Below are 21,064 nucleotides of genomic sequence, written 5' to 3' on the forward strand. Positions count from 1 at the left end.
TGCAACCAGGTTTCCCATAAGCAATATAGATAATTGCATTTGGTAATATTAGACGAATGCACAGTCGTTCACATAAATAGGCATTCAAAATAATAAGATCATGGGGTTGCGGCAAGCTCAGCACTTGTAATTAATCCTACACCCATTTGTCCTAACTCCCTGCGAATTCGTTTAAACGCCTCCTTATTTAGTGGCTGAGTTGCATCCTCAATTAGATAAGTTTTAAACCCCTCGCGCAGCGCATCTTTAACACTATAATAAACACAAACATCCGCACATAAACCACAAAAATAAAGGTCAGATGCGCCTTTAGCACGTAGGTACGCGGCTAAACCCGTACTATTTTTATGATCATTCTCATAAAAGCCACTATAACTGTCTATTTTCGGATTCATTCCTTTACGAAAAATGGCAGCAATCCCTTTTGTTTCCAATTGTGGGAAAAATTCAGCGCCTCGACTTCCTTGCACGCAATGATCAGGCCAAAGAGTTTGCTCAAGGCCATTGAGTTGAATTCGTTCAAAAGCTTTTTTATCAGAGTGATTGGAGGCAAAACTTTTATGGTTTTGCGGATGCCAATCTTGAGTGGCCACAATTAAGTCAAAATGATTCATTACTTGATTAATTACGGGAACAATTCCATCTGCTTGAGGTACTGCCAAGGCGCCTCCAGGCATGAAATCATTTTGAATATCAATAATAATTAATGCATTCATTATCTTAGTGCTCATATTCTTGAATCAGTTGATCGCGTTTGGCTTTCAACTCATTACTTAGGCCTATTTGATAAGTTTTTGGATGCTCAATACACTTGTATTCATCAGGTAATTGCGATAACCGTAGGCTAGAGTACTCTTTAATTTGTTGTAAAGATTTTGATGGTATTACTATCTTACCTTGAGCCATCACTTTATGAAGTAAAGGTTCTTTCGAGTAGCTTTGAAGTGATTCCAGGACAGTCTGACCAAAAGGAGAATAGAGGGTATCTACTTGTTGTTCTTCAGCTAAAGCAATGACATCGGCGCCTAAAAAAAGATGTTTCTCAGTCATAACTCGATAAACCTGCTTTTTATAGGGAATAGTTATTTTTGCTGCATTTTCTGAAAGTTTAATCCGTGGTCTTTGATTGGCAACCGCTAATTTATATACCCCATCTAAAGCGGCATCGGGCATCCCTACAATTAAATTGGAACCAACCCCAAACCCATCAATCGGTGCTTTCTGCGCGCGTAGCGCTTTGATACTGTGCTCGTTTAATTGATCAGAGGCAACAATTTTAACATAAGACATACCTGCTTCATTTAACATATGTCGCGCTTTATGGGCTAAGTTGTTTAAATCGCCGCTGTCTAAGCGTATCGCTTGCAAGCGCTGCCCTCGTTGCTCCATTTCCTTGCCTACGAGAATAGCATTAGGAATACCGCTTTCTAAGGTATTGTAGGTATCAACAAGCAGGGTAGAGTTATCCGGCCAGATTTCGACAAAAGCACGAAAGGCCGCAAGCTCACTGTCGTAACTTTGAATAAAGGAATGCGCCATAGTGCCTGATACAGGGATTTGATAATCACGGCCTGCACGCACATTGCTGGTGGCATCAAAACCACCAATAATGGCTGCGCGGCTAGCATAGTAACCACCAGGTCCTTGAGCTCTACGTAAGCCAAAATCAATTAACGTACTATCGCCTGCAACCTGTCTTATGCGACTTGCCTTAGTAGCAATAAGCGTTTGAAAATTTAATATATTTAGCAGAATGGTTTCGATTAGCTGAGCCTCGATAATATTTGCTTCGACGGTGATAATTGGCGCGGTTGGAAATACGAGGTCTCCTTCGGCAACCGCATAAACGGTTCCGCTAAATTGAAAATGTTTCAGATAGTTCAGAAATTCAGGGTGTGCACCGTTTTGTGCCAAAAACTCAAGATCTGCGGCATCAAAGCGCAGGTTTTCTAATATTTTTAATAGATCCGCTAAACCTGCAAAAATGGCATAACCGGAGCCAAAAGGCAATTTACGAAAAAAATAATCAAAAATAGCTTGTTGTTTGTGCTGTCCTTGCAAAAAATAAACTTCAGCCATAGTTAATTGGTAAAGGTCGGTATAACTTCCCGTAAAATCAAACATTTAACTTCTTCACTCTGTGGCTAAAAATTATTTAGCTGTGGATTATAAAAGAGACATTGATGAAAATAATAGCGAAAAATGCTAATTCGTGAAAAACATTTTAAATTTTTTTTACTTTGCCCCTTGAAAGTATACTCACTGTCCCCATATGCCATTCAGCAACATTACTGTTTAATTAAATTCAGGAGATATATGTTATGAAAATTCGTCCTTTACACGATCGCGTAGTAGTTCGTCGTATGGAAGAAGAACGTACCACAGCGGGTGGTATTGTGATTCCAGATAGCGCTACTGAGAAACCAATGCGTGGCGAAATCATTGCTGTTGGCGCTGGAAAAGCCTTAGATAACGGTGACGTACGTGCATTAGCTGTAAAAGTTGGTGACATCGTATTATTCGGAAAATATTCTGGTACTGAAGTTAAATTGGATGGTATCGAGTATGTAGTGATGCGCGAAGACGACATCATGGGTGTAATCGAGAAGTAATTGAATTGATTCATTAGGAGATAAAAAGAATGGCTAAAGAATTACGTTTTGGAGACGACGCGCGTTTACAAATGCTTGCTGGTGTTAATGCATTAGCTGATGCAGTTCAAGTGACAATGGGTCCACGTGGTCGTAACGTTGTATTAGAAAAATCTTATGGTGCACCTACTGTAACTAAAGACGGTGTATCTGTTGCTAAAGAAATTGAATTTGAACACCGCTTCATGAACATGGGCGCGCAAATGGTTAAAGAAGTTGCTTCTAAAACTTCTGACACTGCTGGTGACGGTACTACTACTGCTACTGTACTTGCTCGTTCTATCCTTGTTGAAGGAAACAAAGCAGTTGCTGCAGGCATGAATCCAATGGATCTGAAACGCGGTATTGATAAAGCGGTTCAAGCAGTGACTAAGCAATTACAAGCTATGTCTAAGCCATGTAAAGACAATAAAGCAATTGCTCAAGTTGGTACTATTTCTGCTAACTCTGATGAGGCAATTGGTTCAATTATTGCCAGCGCTATGGAAAAAGTAGGTAAAGAAGGTGTTATTACTGTTGAAGACGGTAATGGCTTAGAGAATGAATTATCAGTTGTTGAAGGTATGCAATTTGATCGCGGATACATTTCTCCATACTTCATCAACAACCAACAAAACATGAGCTGCGAATTAGAGCACCCATTCATCCTGTTAGTTGACAAGAAAATCTCTAGCATTCGTGATATGTTATCTGTATTGGAAGGTGTGGCAAAATCTGGCCGTCCTTTATTGATTATTGCCGAAGATGTTGAAGGTGAAGCATTAGCAACTCTAGTAGTTAACAACATGCGCGGTATTGTTAAAGTATGCGCTGTTAAGGCTCCTGGTTTCGGTGATCGCCGCAAAGCAATGTTACAAGACATCGCAATCTTAACTCATGGCCAAGTTATTTCTGAAGAAATTGGTAAGAGCTTAGAAGCTGCTTCTTTAGAAGACTTAGGTACTGCAAAACGCGTTGTAGTAACTAAAGAAAACTGCACGATTATTGATGGTGAAGGTAAAGCTGCTGAAATTAAAGCACGCATTTCTCAAATTCGCGCGCAAATCGAAGAAACTTCTTCTGATTACGATCGTGAAAAATTACAAGAGCGTGTTGCTAAATTATCTGGCGGTGTTGCGGTAATTAAAGTAGGTGCTGCTACTGAAGTTGAAATGAAAGAGAAGAAAGCTCGTGTAGAAGATGCTTTACATGCTACTCGTGCTGCAGTTGAAGAAGGTATTGTAGCTGGTGGTGGTGTTGCTTTAATCCGTGCTCAGAAAGCTTTAGATGCATTGAAAGGTGATAACGACGACCAAACTATGGGTATCAACATCCTGCGTCGCGCAATCGAGTCTCCACTACGTCAAATCGCTACTAACGCTGGTTATGAAGCTTCTGTTGTTGTAAACAAAGTATCTGAAAACAAAGAGAACTATGGTTTCAACGCGGCTACTGGCGAGTACGGTGACATGGTTGACATGGGTATTCTTGATCCAACTAAAGTAACTCGTATGGCATTACAAAATGCTGCTTCTGTAGCAAGCTTAATGTTAACGACTGAGTGTATGGTTGCTGATCTACCTAAGAAAGACGAGCCTGCTGATATGAGCGGCATGGGTGGAATGGGCGGTATGGGAGGCATGGGCGGCATGATGTAAGCTGTCTACCCCAGACCCAAAAAACCCGCCTTAATGGCGGGTTTTTTTTGTCGAAAATTTGTTTCTTAAAGCGAAACAACTCAAGGCTTCGTGCCTCTCCAGCTACTATTTATTTTTAATAATTTGTTCAGCAACCCCATGTTTCATCACAATAATACTAATACGACGGTTCACTGCATTTAATGGGTCTTTTTTATTGAGAGGAACTGTTGATGAAAAACCTGAAACAGACATTACTTTGTTTTCATCCATACCCGATTTAACCAAAGCACGTCGTGCAGCATTCGCTCTTTGGGTTGATAATTCCCAGTTCGTATATTCCAACTCATCAGGATTATGATAAGGATGAGAATCAGTATATCCTTGGATGGTTACTTTGTTAGGAACTCCATTGAGTAACTTGGAAATTTTTAAGAAAATAGGTTCAAATTCAGGATTTAATTTTTCGGATCCCACATCGAACATAGGATGTTTTTGATCGTCAATCAATTGAATGCGTAAACCATCATGTACGATCTCCATGAGCATGCGGTCTTTTAAACCACTAAGCGATGGATCATTTTGAATGCTCAGGTTGATTTGCGACTTTAGCTCCTCTAATTTTTGTGTTTCATTTTGTGAGGATTGAATTACTTGAGTACTTTGTTCCTGCTTTGCCAGTTTAGCGGCAGCTTTGTCGGTAGTAGAAACCGAACCATTAGTGTCTTCAACTTTTGGTCCTCCACCTTTAATGCGAACTTGTTGGTTACCAACGTTTTCACCACCAAAAAAGGATACGCGTAATGGTTGTTTAAAGTATTCAGAAATACCATCTTTTTGAGCCTTGTTTAATGAGGCAATTAGCCACATCAACAAGAAAAATGCCATCATTGCTGTGACAAAATCAGCATAGGCAATTTTCCAGGAGCCTCCATGATGGCCATGCCCATGCTTTTTTACTTTCTTAATAATAATCGGATTAGGAGCCTTTTTACCCTTGCTATTACTGTTATTCGCTTCACTCATAATTTTTCTCTAGCTTGTTGCTGCACTTGCTGCTGAATCAGTTTGTTTTACATTCTTTATTTCATCACTTAATTGCGAGAAGGAGGGGCGTTGGGCTGAAAATAGAACTTTACGGCCAAATTCAACAGCAATTAGTGGTGGATTGTTATGCAAACTTGCTAAAATCGTCGCTTTAATTGATTGCAACATAAGCTGAGTTTGGTTTGCTCTTTGTTCCATAGCAGTAGCTATAGGCCCAATAAATCCATAACCTAATAAAATACCCAAGAAGGTTCCTACAAGTGCATGTGCAATTAGTACGCCCAATTCAGCCGGAGGAAGGTTAATTGATTCCATAGTATGCACCACCCCAAGAACAGCCGCCACGATACCAAAAGCAGGCATTGCATCGGCTATTTTAGTAATGGTATTGGCGGGGATTAGCTCTTCGGCATGGTGTGATTCAATTTCCATATCCATTAGAGCTTCTAATTGAAATGGTTGCAAGTTCGAAGTAATGATTAAGCGAAAGTAGTCACAAATAAATTCAATAATGTGATGCTCATTCATTAATGCTGGGTAATTGGTGAAAATAGGGCTGCTTTCTGGTTCCTCAATATCTGATTCAACAGACATCATTCCTTGCTGACGCGCCTTATTTAAAAGATTATACAATAACCCTAATAAACTAATGTAGGTCGCTTTAGATGTTTTTTCACTACGAAATACTTTAGGCAGCGCCTTACCTAGAGCTTTGAGAACACTCATACTATTACCTACAATAAGGGCACCTAAAGCAGCTCCGCCAATGATCATTAATTCTATCGGTTGAAATACGGCGGCCAAATGACCACCGCCTAAGGCAAACCCACCAAAAACACAAACTAAGACCACAACATAACCTAATAAAATTAACATGTTTATTCTATCTCCACACCAACAGCCTTAACCTAAGTTTGGCTTTATCATTTTTATTTTTGCTTATTGAGCGAGGTAATCATGCACCACGCGTCCATAAGGCAAGGTTAAATCAGTTAATAAATGTACTGCTTTTACAATGCGACGCACAGGAAGGCTTGCTACCGGTGCTAGTGCATGGTGCGCTAATTCTAATTGTGCAGGGCCCTGCCATGCGCCTTTTAAATTAACATCGGTCAGCATAATTTCGACCAATTCGCAAATTTGCGTGCCACCATTTACATGAGGAATTATTTTTAACAAATAAATGGGGGTGTTAATCGCTTCGGCCACTTTCTTAAGATCCAGAGGTTCATATTTATACCCCATGGTTGCTGTAGCAATCCGACAAGGACCATAATCAAGTGTTCCTAAGAAGGTATCATTTACTACTTCTAATTTGGGTTGGGCTAGTTTTTTCGGGTAACCCCAAATCTCACGTCCCGCAGCGATGGGCGCAAGATCATCCAAATACATGGCATGAGTATAACTACCCATTTTTCCCTTATAACGAACCGGAATTACTTGCCCTGATTCAGTATAATCACCAAAGCCTGTTGAATCAGGCATACGGATAAATTCAAATTGCACCAAAGGTTCCACTACTTCTAAAGGCTCAGGAACTATTTCACGAAGTAAATCCATATCTGTTTCATAGGTAACTGTCAAAAACTCTCTATTAATAAAGCGATAGGGACCACGTGGATATGCTGAGCTTGTAAGTGGCATGGCAAATGCTTTTTCTTTAACTTCAGACTCTTTCATTTTCGGCCTCACTTAAAATAGTTGTATAGGAACACATCTATTCCTAATGTTATTGCATGAACCAACCATGACTAACAACTAAGGATTGGCCAGTCAGAGCATTTGTGTCAAACGCAGCGAAGAATAATGCCGTTTGCGCCACATCCTCAGTGGTAGTGAATTCGCCATCTACCGTATCCTTTAACATAACCTTTTTAACAACATCTTCCTCACTAATTCCTAATTCTTTAGCTTGTTCAGGAATTTGTTTTTCAACTAAAGGAGTACGCACGAATCCAGGGCAAATTACGTTGGCTCTTACCTTATGAGCTGCCCCTTCTTTAGCAACTACTTCACATAAACCGATTAAGCCATGTTTTGCTGTAACATAGGGAGCTTTAAGAACGGAGGCTTCTTTGGAATGCACCGAGCCCATATAAATGATGCTGCCACCATTACCTGCAGCATACATGTGTCTGAGTGCGGCACGAGTTGTCAAAAAAGCGCCATCTAAATGAATGGATAATAATTTTTTCCAATCGGAGTAGGGGAGTTGATCAATTGAGTTAATAATTTGAATTCCAGCGTTACTCACTAGAATATCAACGCTGCCGAAGTGTTCCACTACGGCATCAACCCCTTGATTCACTTCTTCTTCATTAGTGACGTTCATGGCAACGGCCATGGCCTGTCCACCATGAGATTTGATTTCTTCTGCGGCAAGGTTAGCTTGATCTAAGTTGAGATCAGCAATAGCAACTTTAGCTCCTTCTTTAGCATAAACTAACGCAATTTCCTTACCTATACCACTGGCAGCACCTGTGATTATTGCAACCTTATTTTTTAAGCGCATGATTACAATCCTTGTAGTGTTTTCTGGTTAATCCTAAAAATTATTGAGAACAATCAAAAAATTAATCTTTTTAGAGTATAGCAATGGAAATTTGATATTGCTGTACTTCCTTATATTTTTTTTCTGGAACAAAGCAAACCTGGACTTAGGGTCCAGGCTTGTAGTGGCTGTAATTTAATGAATTAGTAATAATAACCATGACGATAATAATGACGATTATAGTAATAGGCTCGTCTGTCTTGATCACGGCCAATAGCGTTTCCGACTAAAGCACCAGCTCCAGCCCCAATCACGGTCCCAACGGCACTACCGCCAGTTACGGCATAGCCTAAACCTGCACCAGCAGCCCCACCAACACCGGTACCTACTTCAGTATTGGTACAACCCCCCAACATCAATGTAGCCAGGCTGATTACACATAATGATGAGATGATTTTTTTCATAGTAGACTCCCTTTTCTTATTTAGGTATTTTCCTAAAGTAGTTTTTAACTTATGGAATAAAACCATTACGATATTTCTTCACTATGAATAATAGTACAAAAATAGAGCTGTGTGTGAAATTAAAATTCATTGTTAATTTATAATTAGCAGTTTTCGCGTTGGGATTTTACTCCGACCTAGGTTTTCCAGTAGTATTAGATAATTAGAATAATAATAAGAAGAAGAGGACGCTATGTTCAAAGGAAGTATAGTGGCTTTAGTTACACCAATGCGAGATGATCAAGTTGATATACCTCGATTACGTGAATTGGTGGAGTTTCATATTGAAATGGGTACTCACGGTATTGTTGCTGCAGGCTCCACGGGCGAGGCAGGGACTTTATCGCATGAGGAAAAAATTTTAGTAATCAAAACTGTTATAGAGCAAGCTAAAGAGCGCATTCCTGTCATTGCGGGTACCGCGATGAATGCAACGCGTGATTGCATTAAGTTGACTCAAGAAGCAATGGAGTGCGGTGCACATGCTGCGTTGATTATGACTCCTTCCTATATAAAACCTACCCAAGAAGGTTTATACCAACATTATTGCAGTATTGCCCAATCGGTTGCTATGCCGATTATCCTTTATAATGTACCAGGTCGCACTGCATGTGATTTATTACCAGAAACCGTAGCACGGCTGGCGAAAATCTCTAATATTATAGGGATTAAAGATGCAACCGGCCAAATGACCCGCTTACAACAAATTCTGCGCCTTTCTGAAGGTCGAATCGATGTTTATAGTGGAGATGATCCTACTGCAGCCTCATGGATGTTAGCAGGGGCTAAAGGTAATATTTCAGTAACCGCTAACGTGGCAGCTAAGTTAATGGCAAAAATGTGCGATAGCGCCTTAGATGGTGATCATGCAGTTAGTTTACGTTTGCATGAACAACTTATGCCTTTGAATGACTTATTGTTTATTGAAACAAATCCTATTCCTGTTAAATGGGCTATGTATAAAATGGGCTTAATTGCTAATGAGCTGAGATTACCTCTAACCCCATTATCTGCAGAGCATCATGGTGCATTGGAGCAGGTAATGAAGCGTTTAGAATTGATTTAATTGGGGAATGTTGTGAAAAAGTTGAGTTTTATTGTTTGTAGTATGTTGGTACTTACCGCCTGTTCCAGCCGTTATTCAAGTAACGGAGAGAGTCTATACTTAAAAAGCAGGAATGGTGTGCATTTAGAAGTACCACCCCCATTAACAAAAGAAAATATTAGTGATTTTTATAATTTACCTCCACAAAATCAGGATGCACGAGTCAGTATCGCACCACCGAGGTAATAAGGGGCTATCATGACATCTGAGTCAGATGAATTACTCATAATACAAGAGTTATCCAAACGCATTGTGGATGCGCAACGTAAGATCCGGATTCTTGATAGTATTAAATGGGATGAAGGGATTAAAAAGGAATTTTTTAAACATAAAGGACAACGACTTCCAGCAGTGGATAAAGAGTATTATGAAAAGAAACCACTGCCTTTCAATGTTCATGATAAGCAAGAAGAATTTCGTTTAATTTTACGAGATGCTCAAAATCAATTAGGGCAGTATTCTACCGTGACCCGTTTAATCCGGCGTCAATGTGAAGAATACAGTCGGGCATCTCAAATGCTTTTTGCACGCGGAACCCCTGCCTTCAGCGAGCTGGCGATGGAGCTTTATGGCAGTCCTAATGATGTGTTTTATGCCGGCGGTCCGCGCATGTCTCAAATGGGCACACTGCTTTTTGATGTATTAACTGATTTGAGCGTGCAATTGCAATCTGAGGCAGATGTTAAGCACTATACTCCGCAACAAGCCCAGGAAATTTTGCAAGCTCGGCTAGGTGCTTTTTTTGATAAACACCCAGGCCGGGTAACCGTAATGGTCAGCGATGACATGGTTGCTGATGCTTCTGCTGGTGCGGATAGCATTAAACTAAGCCAGCAAGCAATGTTTAGTGAGCGTGATTTGCGTTATTTAGAAGTTCATGAGGGTTGGGTGCATGTTGGTACTACGCTAAATGGTTCAATGCAGCCCAATTGCTTTTTCTTATCTAAGGGTTCACCTTCGAGTAGCGTCATTCAGGAAGGACTTGCGGTGATCACTGAAATTGTTACCTTCTCGTCATATCCTGGGCGGATGCTAAAAATCACGAATCGAGTTATTGCGCTGGATAAAGTAACTCAGGGGGCGAATTTCTTGGATATCTATCGCTATTTTCTGGACTGTGGTTTATCTCCAGAGGATAGCTACAATCAAACGGTACGAATTTTTCGTGGCAGTACGCCCACAGGTGGCCCTTTTACTAAAGATTTATCTTATGCGAAGGGTTTTATTCTCATTTATAACTACATTCGTTTTGCAATCAGCCAGAAACATGTAGACTCAATCCCATTGTTGTTTACCGGCAAACTGGTTTTAGATGATTTGCCTTTATTGCGCGAATTAATGGAGCGGGACATTTTGACAAGTCCGGTCTATTTACCCTCACCATTTAGAGATTTAGCTGCATTAAGTGCGTGGATGAGTTTTTCATTATATCTAAATCAATTCGATTTAAATGAAATACAAAGGAACTTTCGTTTCTTATTAACCTAATAGGTGTAGCCCAATTGCAAGCATCATGGCTCTTACTTAGACGAAAACCCTCTCTAATGTAAGCGCCATATCAAGTTACACCGAATAAGAAAAACTTACATCTATCCCATTTGATAACTGTTTTGCTTCTCCAGCACAACATCTTGGGTCTTACTCTCTGCCTTAGTAAAAAATCTATGATTAGCAGTTGCTGCATTGCTAACTATTGCAGGTTGTACTGCTGTAGCTAAATGAGGGTGCTTTGCTGCTAATTCTTGACCATGTTTCATAATAAAGCTATCTTCTGATTGCTCAATTTTCGCCAGAAAAAGTTTTGCTTTCTGCTGATCTTCCGGTCTTTTAGACTCAACTAAAAATTTACACGCAGCAAGCATGGCATTAGTACATCCTAACTCTGCAGACTTAATGATCATATTTTTATGCTGAGCGGATTTTTCAGGAAAAACATGAGCTAAGTGATAAAGAGCCAAAGGATTTTTTTTAGCTAATTCTTGCATATATGGCAAGTATTTCACTACCTTTTGCTTCAAGTAAGGGTCTTCAGGTGATTGCTGTAATTGGCTAACCAATGCAGCAAAATCACCACTTGAAACGTACTTATTTGCCATAACCATACCTATCCAAAAAATAATATAAGGCTAGAATAGGTGATTCAAATTAAGGCAAAGTTAAGTCCAGAGAGCTTTACATTTTTTTACGAATTAAGACTTATTTTTGACTTCTTTGGTAATTATTGAGGCATAAAATGCCCAGCCTAAATGAAAGAGCATATGTGATATAATGGAACATACTAATCCATATTGCCAAAATACATAACCAAATATAATTGATTGGGACATACTAAGTAGCGTATAGGAATAGATAAAACTACGACTTGAACTGCACCCTGCAGCTAGATAGGCTGGAATTTGTCCGGCGGAAAAAATTAAGCTACTTACCAAAATTGAGATCCAAATAATTAAATTAGTAGTATGTTGCATAAAGATAATAGCGAAAAAAGTCGCTAAATTCATTATTCCCCAACGACCTATAATTTCTTCAACTACACCACCATAAAGAATACACCCATCAAGACCAAGCGCTATGCGCAAATTACGCATTATTTGCAGGCTTTTTTCATCAATAAAGCGTTTAGCTAATAGGTGGTAAAGGCACAAAAAAACAACGAGGCTTAAAAGCGCATAACCAATAGCAGGTAAGAGAATAGGAAAGAGAGTGCTTATGCCAGTCTTACCATGTAACATATCCTCAAGATGCGTCGCCCGTAAGCCTGTATTTTGAGAAAGGATAGCCCCAGCAAGGCATAAAATAAAAACAAGAATTAAGGTTTGTACAATAGCAAAACGCCCAATACGTTTTTTTAGTTCCTCCGAATTTTCGGGTAGTAAAAAATAAATCAGGCGTTTAATTGCAATCAGTACGCCTGGAATTGAAAGACAAAATAAAACTACAACTAAGGGCCAATCGATTATCATTTTTTATCCTTAAAAATGTATCTCTCTATCTATTGTTTTAGCAAAACAGTATAAAAGAATCCATCCATCCCCTGTTCTCCAGGCAATATTTGTTGCCCATTACCGGTGGGGTGGCCCCAGCTCCAATCACTTCGTATTGCTTTGCAGTCAGGCGTTATGGCAATGAAGTTAGCAACTTGCTGTTCATTTTCTATAGTCATTATGGAACAGGTCGCATAAACGAGTAAACCTCCTTTATTGAGCAAAGGCCATAATGCATGCAGCAGGTTCTGTTGGGTTTTACTGACTGCTGTAATTTCTTCCGGAGTCCGTAAAAGCTTAATGTCTGAGTGACGGCGTATTACACCAGTGGCAGAACAGGGCGCATCTAGTAAAATACGATCAAACAATTGACCATCCCACCAAGACTCTGGTGTGGAGGCATCGCCTTGCAGCAAGGTTGCATCTAATTTAAGACGGCTTAAGTTATCTTTTACCCGCTCTAATCGCTTTGCATCAACATCCAAAGCCACACAAGCTGCTAAGTGGGGCTCAGTTTCTAAAATATGGCAGGTTTTTCCTCCGGGGGCGCAGCAGGCATCGAGTACACGCAATCCTGGTTGTAATGAAAGTAAGGAGGTAGCCAGTTGGGCTGCACCGTCTTGTACGGAGATACAACCTTCGGCAAAGCCTGGAAGATGGCGGACATCACAAGGAATATTAAGAGTAATACCTTCTGGCGCTACAGAATGAGCCTGAGCTTCAATACCTGCTTTATTTAAGACAGACAGATATTCTTCACGAGAGTTTTTTTGCACATTAACTCTTAAGGTCATGGGTGGATGCGCGTCATTGGCTTGCGCAATTGCTTGCCAATGGTTAGGCCAATCGGCTTTGAGTCGTTTTAAAAGCCATTGAGGCTGGCCATAAACGAATAAGGGATCTTGTTTTAGTCTTTCCAGAAGTTCCTGCTGTTGGCGGCAGAAATTGCGCAATACGGCATTGACTAAACCTTTGGCCCAAGGCTTCTTTATTTTTTCTAATAAGGCGACAGTTTCTTTAACCACTGCATAATCGGGCTGATTCATATAATGCAGTTGATAAAGACCCATTAGTAGGGCAATCCAAACCTCGATCTCTTTTGGTTTTTTGGCTACTAAGCAGTTTGCTATAGCTTGTAGACGGTAATAATGACGGCAGAAACCAAAGCAGATTTCTTTAGTCATGGGCGATACTTCTGCTGCAGAGGGCATAAGTTGTGATAAAGAAGACTTATCCAGTAAAAGCGCAGTTAAAATTTTTAAAGCATGCAGGCGTTCGTTTTTATTCATGAATTAGGATCACAGACTTTAGATAAATTAGATCCTCTGAGTTTAAGGCTCAGAGGAGAAGACTAAACCGACGTATAGCGGTGATTTAGAAGAATTTAAGCAATCAGCAACCGTAATTACTTTTCCACCAGGAAGTTGTATTTTCTCCACCAGCAATCCTTTATGGGCGGTAGCTACAAGCATGCCCTTTTTATCAAGATGTACTACGGTACCTGGAGCTTGGCTTGAGTCCATGTCCACAACATGTGCCTGATGGATACGTAAGACTTCGTCATTCAAAAAAGTATAGGCAATAGGCCAGGGGTTAAAGGCACGAATTTGACAATCAATTTCTTTCGCATCGCGCTGCCAATTAATTAACGCATCTTCTTTGTTAATTTTTCCTGCATAGGTAGCTAAAGAATTATCCTGCATTTGCGGTTTGGCCGTATTATTAGCTAATTCCTCTAAAGCTTTGAGCAGAGGCTGTGCAGAAATCGCCGCTAACTTATCATGCAGAGTTGCTGCGGTATCCGTATTGGTAATGGGGCAACTTACTTTATGCAACATATCCCCTGTATCCATTCCTACGTCCATTTGCATAATTGTCACTCCTGACTCGGAGTCGCCATGCAAAATAGCATGTTGGATTGGCGACGCTCCACGCCAGTAGGGAAGTAATGATGCATGCACATTTACACAACCTAATCGTGGAATATCGAGTACCGCTTTCGGCAAAATTAATCCATAGGCAATAACGACCAATACATCAGGTTTTAAGGCTGCTAATTCGGTAATGGCCTCCGGGTTTTTAAAGTTAAGCGGTTGATAAACAGGTATATCTCGCGCTAAAGCCCATTCTTTTACTGCAGATGCCTGCAATTTACGGCCACGACCTGCAGGACGGTCTGGTTGAGTATAAATTGCTTGAATCTCATGTGTTGATTGCGCTAATGCGTCAAGACAAGGCAAGCCGAAAGCTGGGGTCCCAGCGAAAACAATTTTTAAATTACTCATGACTTACGTGTATGATGGCGTTTAAATTTATCTAATTTTTTTCGAGCCATCGCTTTTTTCAGCGGAGACAAGAGATCAATGAATAATTTACCATTCATGTGATCAATTTCGTGCTGCAAGCATTCTGCAAGTAATCCATCGGCCTCAATTTCAAAAGGATTGCCATGGCGGTCTAGGGCGCTTACCGTAACTTTTTCAGCACGAATTACTGTATCATAAGCACCAGGAACAGATAGGCATCCCTCATCAAATTTTTTCTCACCTTTACTAGCAATAATCTCGGGATTGATGATAACGATTTGGTTTTTTTTATCGCCTTCCACATCAATCACAGACAAGCGTAGTCCGATACCAATTTGTACTGCAGCGAGTCCTACTCCACGTGCATCGTACATAGTATCAAACATGTCTTCGATGAGCGTTTGTAATTTCTCATCAAAGGTTTCCACGGGTTTTGAAACCTCTCTTAAACATGGATCCGGTAAGTAACGTATTTTGTGAATAGCCATTGTTAAACTGTTTCTCTGTGTAAAATTTGTGATATTATCCTTGATCTAGCGTAATGCTGCAAGATCCAACAATGTACAAAGGACTGACTTCAATGAATAACTTACCCTATTTTCTTGCTTTAAACCGTATGGATAAAGTAGGTCCGCGTACTGTAGCTAAATTGTATAAGCGATGGCCAGACTTGCATAAAATGTTTCAACTCTCTGCTGCAGAGCTTGAGCAAGCTCATTTGCCGCCGTTATTAGCTAAAAAAATAGCCGATTTTGATATGGAGCAGATTCAGGCTGATTTACATTGGCTTAATGCTGCGGAGGACCATCATTTATTAACCTGGGATTCCCCTGATTATCCAGCCTTATTAAAAGAAATAACCGACCCGCCTACAGTATTATATGCTAAGGGGCAATTATCTGCCTTCTTGCAACCGCAATTGGCCATTATTGGTAGTCGTAATCCATCCGTAACCGGGATTAATAATTCTTATGCGTTTGCTAAAGAAATTGCCGCGCAGGGTGTGACTATTGTAAGTGGTTTAGCTTTAGGTGTTGATGCCCAAGCTCATTCAGGATGCTTAGATGCAGGAGGGCAAACAATTGCGGTAATGGGGACTGGAATTGACTGTATTTACCCTCGTCGCCATGTAAAGCTCGCAGAACAAATTACACAAAAGGGCTTGATATTAAGCGAATTTCCATTAAAAAGTCCGCCAACCTCTGGACATTTTCCGCGCAGAAATCGTATAATAAGTGGCTTGTCCTTGTGCATATTGGTTATAGAGGCTGCAATCCGGAGTGGTTCTTTGATTACTGCGCGCATGGCGTTAGAGCAAAATAGAGATGTTTTGGCAATACCTGGATCCATACATAATCCATTGGCTCGTGGTTGTCATCATTTACTGCAACAAGGTGCAAAATTGGTTGCCTCAGTAAAAGATGTTTTTGATGAGCTTAGAATAGAGCCACAACGTGTCATTGATAAACCTATTTTTTCTCTTGCCAGTGAGAATGAAAACCTAGTAAAGTTCATTGGCTTTGAAATAACGACTGTAGATCAAATCATTTTGCGTAGTGGATACACCGTTGAGCAAGTGATGTCCGAACTTGCAGAACTAGAATTAAATGGGGCTGTTAGCGCAGTGCCCGGAGGCTATATGAGGTGTGAATATGAAAGATAACTTATTTGAAATGTTGCTAAATCTATTTGAAACAAGTTTAACGCAGTTGCAAAAAAGTCAAAAGTCTGCTGATGCTGAAGCAGCAGAGCAAATGAATGAAGAAGGCACTGCCGATGAGCAAGTTGTTCATGTTCGACCCCAGCAACAAACGTCAACTCGCGTATTAACTTACGATGAACAAATGAAGTTGACTAAAGCAAGTTATCAATTTTTGATGCGTATGAAATTATGGGATGTTATTAACGCCGAATCATTTGAAACAATTATCAACCAATTGCAGTTTTCTGATTCACGCATTGTGACTCTGGAAGAAACTAAATGGACTATTAGAAATGTCTTATCTGCAAATTTAAATGAAGAAGAATTAACCTTCCTTGATTTAGTGCTTTATCAAACAGAAGAAGAATTAACATTGCATTAGTTCTAATCATCAGCTATAACACCACAAATACAGTTGCCCAGTTTTCATGCTGGGCATATATCCAAGATATTCCGAATTATAGTGCTCGATTGTTTATGGGTGCAAAAGTAGTTAGTAGTACAAATGGCTTTTTTGAGAATCTTGAATATATTATTACTATTTGAATAATCTATTGAAAAGGAAAGGGTTAACTTTACTATGAGCAAACACTTGGTGATCGTGGAGTCACCCGCTAAAGCTAAAACAATTCAAAAGTACCTAGGTAATGACTATGAAGTGCTCGCCTCCTACGGTCATGTCCGTGATTTACCTGCTCGTAAAGGTTCTGTAAATCCTGATCATCAATTTTCCATGACTTATGTGCCACTGGAAAAGAATGCACGTCATATTGAAACCATTGCTAAGACCTTAAAAAAATCAGACTCATTATTACTCGCAACCGACCCCGATCGCGAAGGGGAAGCCATTTCTTGGCATATTTTCGAGTTGATGAAAGAAAAAAATTTGGTGAAAGACAAACAAGTCCATCGTATTTTTTTCAATGAAATTACTAAGGCGGCTGTTGAAGATGCAATTAATAATCCACGCGCGATTTCCATGGATTTAGTCAATGCGCAACAAGCGCGCCGTGCTTTAGATTATTTAGTAGGTTTCAATCTATCACCTCTCTTATGGAAAAAAGTACGTAGAGGTCTATCGGCTGGGCGTGTTCAAAGTCCCGCACTGCGGCTTATTGTCGAAAGAGAAGAAGAAATTGAGCGTTTTGTTTCTCAGGAATATTGGAAGATACTAGCCCAATGTCTTCATGAAAAACTTCCCTTTGAAGCACGCCTAACGCATTACAAAAATGAAAAGCTGCAACAATTCACCGTAGTTAATCAAGAAAATGCGCATCAAATTCGTGAAGATTTGATCAAGCAAGCGCAGGGTTCTTTAGTTGTGACCCAAATTGAGAAAAAACAGCGTAAACGTAAACCATCTCCTCCATTCATCACATCAACCTTACAACAGGAGGCAGCACGCAAATTAGGATTTACTGCACGTAAATCAATGATGGTCGCACAACAGTTATATGAGGGTATTGATATTGGTACAGGTACAGTGGGTCTGATCACGTACATGCGTACTGATTCCGTGAACCTAGCTGTTGAGGCGGTAGATGAAATTCGTCAGTACATCGGCGAGCGTTATGGGACAGATAATTGCCCAGCAACTCCCAGACTTTATAAAACAAAATCGAAAAATGCCCAAGAGGCGCATGAGGCAATCCGTCCTACTTCAATTAAACGGAGCCCAGAAATGGTGCAATCGGCTTTAACCGCAGATCAATTTAAACTCTACAGTTTAATTTGGAAGCGTACGATCGCTTGCCAAATGGCCGATGCATTAATGGATACAGTAGCTGTAGATTTTAGTTGTGGTGAAGGCAACATCTTTAGGGCCAATGGTTCTACAGTTACCTTCCCGGGCTTCCTTGCTGTTTATGAAGAAGGGCGTGATGACTCTAAGGATGATGATAATGATGGTTCTTTACTACCCGTACTTGCTGTGGGTGAAAAAGTAAACATTCAAGAGATTCAAGCAAATCAGCATTTCACAGAGCCACCACCAAGATATTCAGAAGCAACTTTAGTAAAGGCACTTGAAGAGTATGACATTGGTCGTCCTTCTACCTATGCTTCGATCATTCATACACTACAGCAACGAGAGTATGTAATTGTTGATAAAAAGAGATTCTTTCCTACTGATGTGGGCCGTATTGTGAATCGCTTTTTAACCGGTTATTTTACTCGTTATGTAGACTATAAGTTTACTGCGCATTTAGAAGATACTTTAGATGCGATTGCACGTGGAGAGAAAGAGTGGATTCCCGTTTTAGAGGAGTTTTGGCAACCATTCATGCAGCAAATCCAAACCACGGACCAGCAAGTACAACGTAAAGACGTAACTACGGAAGTTCTTGATGAAAAATGCCCTAAATGTTCTAAGCCTTTATCAATTAGACTTGGCAAGCGTGGACGCTTTATTGGTTGTACCGGTTATCCTGAGTGCGATTACACCCAAGATCTTGCGGGACAAGAAAATGACAAAAGCGAGCCAGAAGTAGTTGAAGGCCGTGTATGTCCAGTTTGTTCCAGTGCATTACACATTAAAGCTGGAAAATACGGTCGTTTTATTGGTTGCAGCAATTACCCACAATGCAAGCACATGGAGCCCTTAGAGAAACCTGCGGATACAGGTGTTGAATGTCCTAAATGCCATGAAGCAAAAATATTGCAACGTAAATCAAGAAAAGGAAAAATTTTCTATTCTTGCGGTAATTATCCTAAATGCGATTATGCATTATGGAATGAACCCATCGCACAACCTTGCCCAAAATGTTCATGGCCTATATTAACCGTGAAAGAAAGTAAACGATTCGGTCGCCAAATCCTATGTCCACAAGAGGGGTGCGGCTATTCAAGCAAGGAAGATTAACAGCTGAGGAAAAGATTTCCTCAGCTATTCCATCTTAACCTGGTTGCTTGCAACCAGGGAATCTCCGCCAACAATTCCCTAACCAATTAAATCAACTTAATAGTATCTTAAGCATTTTAAGCTAATATTTTTACCAATATGACTATATTTATAAAGGTAAGCTATGCCAGTAATTATTTTAGTAAGAGAAGATGAGGCGATTCAATATACGCCTGGCCAAACAAAATATTACTTGCTAAAACCGCATTATAATTCGCAAATTACTAATGCCTCAGAGCCAGCTTATCAAGGAGTAGACTTCAAACCCGAAGGCCCCGTAATCTTATGCGCGCAAAATATACACCACTGCCATACTGTTATAGTAAAAGATCGTACTTATAATAATTATTTTATGCTGCACGTTTCACCACAATCATTACGAAAACCCTATGCTTCAAAAAATGTATCCTTAACCATTGACCTAGGGCATTTTGGCATATTTGGTAGCGAAGATACTTTCTTTACTAATTTAAGAAAACCAGCTTACATCGATTTGGCACCTCATCACTATAAAGACATAGACTTGGGTATTCATGAGGACTCTCAATTAGATGTGATTATTGTAGTAAATAACCAGCATTGGAATGAGAGTATTGTTCAAGCAGACATTCTAAAAGTTTTAAAAGAGAGAATTCCCGGTACAATCAATAATACTAATATTATAATCAATGAGGCCTTAGGCCATGCCTATTATTATAATGTGGAATTTAATCCCGAAACTGAAGAATTAACAGTACAGTCAAGAAATGGTTGGTATAGTGAACCTTATCCTAATGCATTTACCAACAATCAGCATCGCTTGATGGAACAACAATTACCTAAAGAGAGGCAATTCGAACTAAGAAACTCCTTATTAGCATTATTATCTAAAGAAAACACGGCAAATGATTTTTTATTTAAAGTGCTGGCAAGTGATATTACTATCGACGAATTAATTACTAATCCGCCCACAAAAGTGACATTATTCCGGAAACGAAATAATGAGGTGCTTAGGTCTTTAATTAATGAACTAGAAGAGCTTATTCAACAAACAATCACCCCAGTGTTAGATTTAGAGAGCCCCTTATTATATAAAGCCTACCAGCGCTTGGCATTACTGCATGCAACTATGGGTACTTATGAGGATGCTGCAAATTATTTCGCGCAGGTAACCGATTATGCAGAGAATATGCACCGAGCTGAATATGATGACGATAAACTCATTTATAGTATTTTCAGTGGAGCAACTTTTGAATCAATTGGCAACCTGCATCAAGCCTATACGTATTATAAGTATTCATACTACGAAAAATCTGTTGATGAAGAACATAGTGTTGATGAGATTGATGCCAGAATAAGATTAGCACGGGTTGCCGCACAGTTAAGTGGCCAAGAACTGGAGGCCTTGAGATATGCGATTACGGCAAAGCATGCACTTCGAGTATTAATAGATGCAGTACAACGAGATGAACCGCTTGAGAAAGAAGCGCTTATGCTTATGTTAGAAAGACGTCTTGTTGAATGCCAAATTCAAATTGATATTTTGGAACCTTACTTAACTATACATCATGAAGATGATCCTCTATTTCAAGCAGAATATGAGGAGCGTTTGGTAGCTGTAGCGAAGCTTTAACTCCATTTTGGATCCGATTATTGCTATTTGAAATAAAAACACACAGTGAATCATTAATTTTCACTTTTTTTAAAAAAAGTGTTTGACATTATTCGCAAAGTGCGTAGAATGGTCGGTCCAAGCTGCGGATGTTCATTAAAAAATTAGA

Annotated in this window: 21 protein-coding genes; 9 read left to right on the top strand and 12 right to left on the bottom strand. The window is 39.9% G+C overall.

Annotation, left to right across the window (positions count from 1 at the left end; genetic code table 11):
- Positions 1 to 98 precede the first annotated feature (98 nt).
- Positions 99 to 716, bottom strand: coding sequence for a bifunctional nicotinamidase/pyrazinamidase (gene pncA / locus BN3124_RS04290; RefSeq protein ID WP_058533628.1), 618 nt, complete (start codon positions 714 to 716; stop codon positions 99 to 101).
- Between the two features lie 4 nt (positions 717 to 720).
- Complete coding sequence (locus tag BN3124_RS04295) at positions 721 to 2,124, bottom strand: nicotinate phosphoribosyltransferase (RefSeq protein WP_058533629.1); 1,404 nt, start codon at positions 2,122 to 2,124, stop codon at positions 721 to 723.
- Between the two features lie 197 nt (positions 2,125 to 2,321).
- Here BN3124_RS04295 and groES point away from each other — a divergent pair, with 197 nt between their 5' ends.
- Together groES and groL are read left to right on the top strand one after the other, a co-directional pair.
- The gene (groES, locus tag BN3124_RS04300) at positions 2,322 to 2,612 is read left to right on the top strand and encodes a co-chaperone GroES (protein WP_058533630.1); all 291 of its coding nucleotides are present in this window, start codon (positions 2,322 to 2,324) and stop codon (positions 2,610 to 2,612) included.
- A gap of 29 nt (positions 2,613 to 2,641) precedes the next feature.
- Positions 2,642 to 4,288 carry a chaperonin GroEL gene (gene groL / locus BN3124_RS04305; RefSeq protein ID WP_058533631.1) on the top strand — a complete coding sequence of 549 codons (1,647 nt, stop codon included), beginning with the start codon at positions 2,642 to 2,644 and terminating at the stop codon, positions 4,286 to 4,288.
- Positions 4,289 to 4,393: 105 nt separating this feature from the next.
- On the opposite strand, the gene motB is transcribed toward groL, so the two are convergent.
- From motB to BN3124_RS04330, 5 genes are all read right to left on the bottom strand, one after another.
- Entirely contained in the window at positions 4,394 to 5,293 is a 900-nt protein-coding gene (gene motB, locus BN3124_RS04310) for a flagellar motor protein MotB (protein WP_058533632.1), read from the bottom strand.
- 9 nt (positions 5,294 to 5,302) lie between these two features.
- Positions 5,303 to 6,190 (bottom strand): flagellar motor stator protein MotA, encoded by an 888-nt coding sequence (gene motA / locus BN3124_RS04315; protein WP_058533633.1) that lies wholly within the window; start codon positions 6,188 to 6,190, stop codon positions 5,303 to 5,305.
- A 63-nt stretch (positions 6,191 to 6,253) separates the two neighbouring features.
- Positions 6,254 to 6,994, bottom strand: a complete 741-nt coding sequence (locus BN3124_RS04320) for an acetoacetate decarboxylase (RefSeq protein WP_058533634.1) — start codon at positions 6,992 to 6,994, stop codon at positions 6,254 to 6,256.
- 49 nt (positions 6,995 to 7,043) lie between these two features.
- Positions 7,044 to 7,826, bottom strand: a complete 783-nt coding sequence (locus tag BN3124_RS04325; protein WP_058533635.1) for a 3-hydroxybutyrate dehydrogenase — start codon at positions 7,824 to 7,826, stop codon at positions 7,044 to 7,046.
- Between the two features lie 182 nt (positions 7,827 to 8,008).
- Positions 8,009 to 8,269 (bottom strand): glycine zipper domain-containing protein, encoded by a 261-nt coding sequence (locus BN3124_RS04330; protein ID WP_058533636.1) that lies wholly within the window; start codon positions 8,267 to 8,269, stop codon positions 8,009 to 8,011.
- Positions 8,270 to 8,501: 232 nt separating this feature from the next.
- On the opposite strand from BN3124_RS04330, the gene dapA reads away from it, so the two are divergent.
- From dapA to BN3124_RS04340, 3 genes are read left to right on the top strand one after another with little or no spacing between them, the layout of a single operon-like run.
- Complete coding sequence (dapA, locus tag BN3124_RS04335) at positions 8,502 to 9,374, top strand: 4-hydroxy-tetrahydrodipicolinate synthase (protein ID WP_058533637.1); 873 nt, start codon at positions 8,502 to 8,504, stop codon at positions 9,372 to 9,374.
- Between the two features lie 12 nt (positions 9,375 to 9,386).
- The gene (locus BN3124_RS16740; RefSeq protein ID WP_078061476.1) at positions 9,387 to 9,599 is read left to right on the top strand and encodes a hypothetical protein; all 213 of its coding nucleotides are present in this window, start codon (positions 9,387 to 9,389) and stop codon (positions 9,597 to 9,599) included.
- A 9-nt stretch (positions 9,600 to 9,608) separates the two neighbouring features.
- A complete protein-coding gene (locus BN3124_RS04340) occupies positions 9,609 to 10,901 on the top strand; it encodes a flavohemoglobin expression-modulating QEGLA motif protein (RefSeq protein WP_149865197.1) in 1,293 nt (430 codons plus the stop codon).
- A 101-nt stretch (positions 10,902 to 11,002) separates the two neighbouring features.
- On the opposite strand, the gene BN3124_RS04345 is transcribed toward BN3124_RS04340, so the two are convergent.
- The 5 genes from BN3124_RS04345 to def form a co-directional block, all read right to left on the bottom strand.
- Entirely contained in the window at positions 11,003 to 11,509 is a 507-nt protein-coding gene (locus tag BN3124_RS04345) for a hypothetical protein (protein ID WP_149865198.1), read from the bottom strand.
- Between the two features lie 93 nt (positions 11,510 to 11,602).
- Positions 11,603 to 12,376: a CPBP family intramembrane metalloprotease gene (locus BN3124_RS04350; protein WP_058533640.1), complete on the bottom strand. Its 774-nt coding sequence runs from the start codon at positions 12,374 to 12,376 to the stop codon at positions 11,603 to 11,605.
- Positions 12,377 to 12,405: 29 nt separating this feature from the next.
- Entirely contained in the window at positions 12,406 to 13,686 is a 1,281-nt protein-coding gene (gene rsmB / locus BN3124_RS04355; RefSeq protein WP_058533641.1) for a 16S rRNA (cytosine(967)-C(5))-methyltransferase RsmB, read from the bottom strand.
- Positions 13,687 to 13,728: 42 nt separating this feature from the next.
- Positions 13,729 to 14,682: a methionyl-tRNA formyltransferase gene (gene fmt, locus BN3124_RS04360; protein ID WP_058533642.1), complete on the bottom strand. Its 954-nt coding sequence runs from the start codon at positions 14,680 to 14,682 to the stop codon at positions 13,729 to 13,731.
- Entirely contained in the window at positions 14,679 to 15,191 is a 513-nt protein-coding gene (gene def / locus BN3124_RS04365) for a peptide deformylase (protein ID WP_058533643.1), read from the bottom strand. Before def ends, fmt begins: the two co-directional genes overlap by 4 nt.
- A 92-nt stretch (positions 15,192 to 15,283) precedes the next feature.
- Between def and dprA the strand changes: the two genes are divergently transcribed.
- From dprA to BN3124_RS04385, 4 genes are all read left to right on the top strand, one after another.
- A complete protein-coding gene (gene dprA, locus BN3124_RS04370) occupies positions 15,284 to 16,366 on the top strand; it encodes a DNA-processing protein DprA (RefSeq protein ID WP_058533644.1) in 1,083 nt (360 codons plus the stop codon).
- Positions 16,356 to 16,787 (top strand): DUF494 family protein, encoded by a 432-nt coding sequence (locus tag BN3124_RS04375; protein WP_058533645.1) that lies wholly within the window; start codon positions 16,356 to 16,358, stop codon positions 16,785 to 16,787. The genes dprA and BN3124_RS04375 overlap by 11 nt, the downstream gene beginning before the upstream one ends.
- 198 nt (positions 16,788 to 16,985) lie before the next feature.
- Positions 16,986 to 19,265, top strand: a complete 2,280-nt coding sequence (gene topA, locus BN3124_RS04380) for a type I DNA topoisomerase (RefSeq protein ID WP_058533646.1) — start codon at positions 16,986 to 16,988, stop codon at positions 19,263 to 19,265.
- Between the two features lie 163 nt (positions 19,266 to 19,428).
- Positions 19,429 to 20,916 (top strand): hypothetical protein, encoded by a 1,488-nt coding sequence (locus BN3124_RS04385; protein WP_058533647.1) that lies wholly within the window; start codon positions 19,429 to 19,431, stop codon positions 20,914 to 20,916.
- The last annotated feature ends 148 nt before the right edge of the window (positions 20,917 to 21,064 follow it).

Origin of the sequence: Legionella saoudiensis, assembly GCF_001465875.1 — a bacterium.
In the GTDB taxonomy this organism is placed as follows: domain Bacteria; phylum Pseudomonadota; class Gammaproteobacteria; order Legionellales; family Legionellaceae; genus Legionella; species Legionella saoudiensis.

Excerpts from the sequence above, each read along its gene's own strand:
- pncA (WP_058533628.1), bottom strand. The coding sequence starts at position 716 with ATGAATGCATTAATTATTATTGATATTCAAAATGATTTCATGCCTGGA.
- BN3124_RS04295 (WP_058533629.1), bottom strand. The coding sequence starts at position 2,124 with ATGTTTGATTTTACGGGAAGTTATACCGACCTTTACCAATTAACTATG.
- groES (WP_058533630.1), top strand. The coding sequence starts at position 2,322 with ATGAAAATTCGTCCTTTACACGATCGCGTAGTAGTTCGTCGTATGGAA.
- groL (WP_058533631.1), top strand. The coding sequence starts at position 2,642 with ATGGCTAAAGAATTACGTTTTGGAGACGACGCGCGTTTACAAATGCTT.
- motB (WP_058533632.1), bottom strand. The coding sequence starts at position 5,293 with ATGAGTGAAGCGAATAACAGTAATAGCAAGGGTAAAAAGGCTCCTAAT.
- motA (WP_058533633.1), bottom strand. The coding sequence starts at position 6,190 with ATGTTAATTTTATTAGGTTATGTTGTGGTCTTAGTTTGTGTTTTTGGT.
- BN3124_RS04320 (WP_058533634.1), bottom strand. The coding sequence starts at position 6,994 with ATGAAAGAGTCTGAAGTTAAAGAAAAAGCATTTGCCATGCCACTTACA.
- BN3124_RS04325 (WP_058533635.1), bottom strand. The coding sequence starts at position 7,826 with ATGCGCTTAAAAAATAAGGTTGCAATAATCACAGGTGCTGCCAGTGGT.
- BN3124_RS04330 (WP_058533636.1), bottom strand. The coding sequence starts at position 8,269 with ATGAAAAAAATCATCTCATCATTATGTGTAATCAGCCTGGCTACATTG.
- dapA (WP_058533637.1), top strand. The coding sequence starts at position 8,502 with ATGTTCAAAGGAAGTATAGTGGCTTTAGTTACACCAATGCGAGATGAT.
- BN3124_RS04345 (WP_149865198.1), bottom strand. The coding sequence starts at position 11,509 with ATGGCAAATAAGTACGTTTCAAGTGGTGATTTTGCTGCATTGGTTAGC.
- BN3124_RS04350 (WP_058533640.1), bottom strand. The coding sequence starts at position 12,376 with ATGATAATCGATTGGCCCTTAGTTGTAGTTTTATTTTGTCTTTCAATT.
- rsmB (WP_058533641.1), bottom strand. The coding sequence starts at position 13,686 with ATGAATAAAAACGAACGCCTGCATGCTTTAAAAATTTTAACTGCGCTT.
- fmt (WP_058533642.1), bottom strand. The coding sequence starts at position 14,682 with ATGAGTAATTTAAAAATTGTTTTCGCTGGGACCCCAGCTTTCGGCTTG.
- def (WP_058533643.1), bottom strand. The coding sequence starts at position 15,191 with ATGGCTATTCACAAAATACGTTACTTACCGGATCCATGTTTAAGAGAG.
- dprA (WP_058533644.1), top strand. The coding sequence starts at position 15,284 with ATGAATAACTTACCCTATTTTCTTGCTTTAAACCGTATGGATAAAGTA.
- BN3124_RS04375 (WP_058533645.1), top strand. The coding sequence starts at position 16,356 with ATGAAAGATAACTTATTTGAAATGTTGCTAAATCTATTTGAAACAAGT.
- topA (WP_058533646.1), top strand. The coding sequence starts at position 16,986 with ATGAGCAAACACTTGGTGATCGTGGAGTCACCCGCTAAAGCTAAAACA.
- BN3124_RS04385 (WP_058533647.1), top strand. The coding sequence starts at position 19,429 with ATGCCAGTAATTATTTTAGTAAGAGAAGATGAGGCGATTCAATATACG.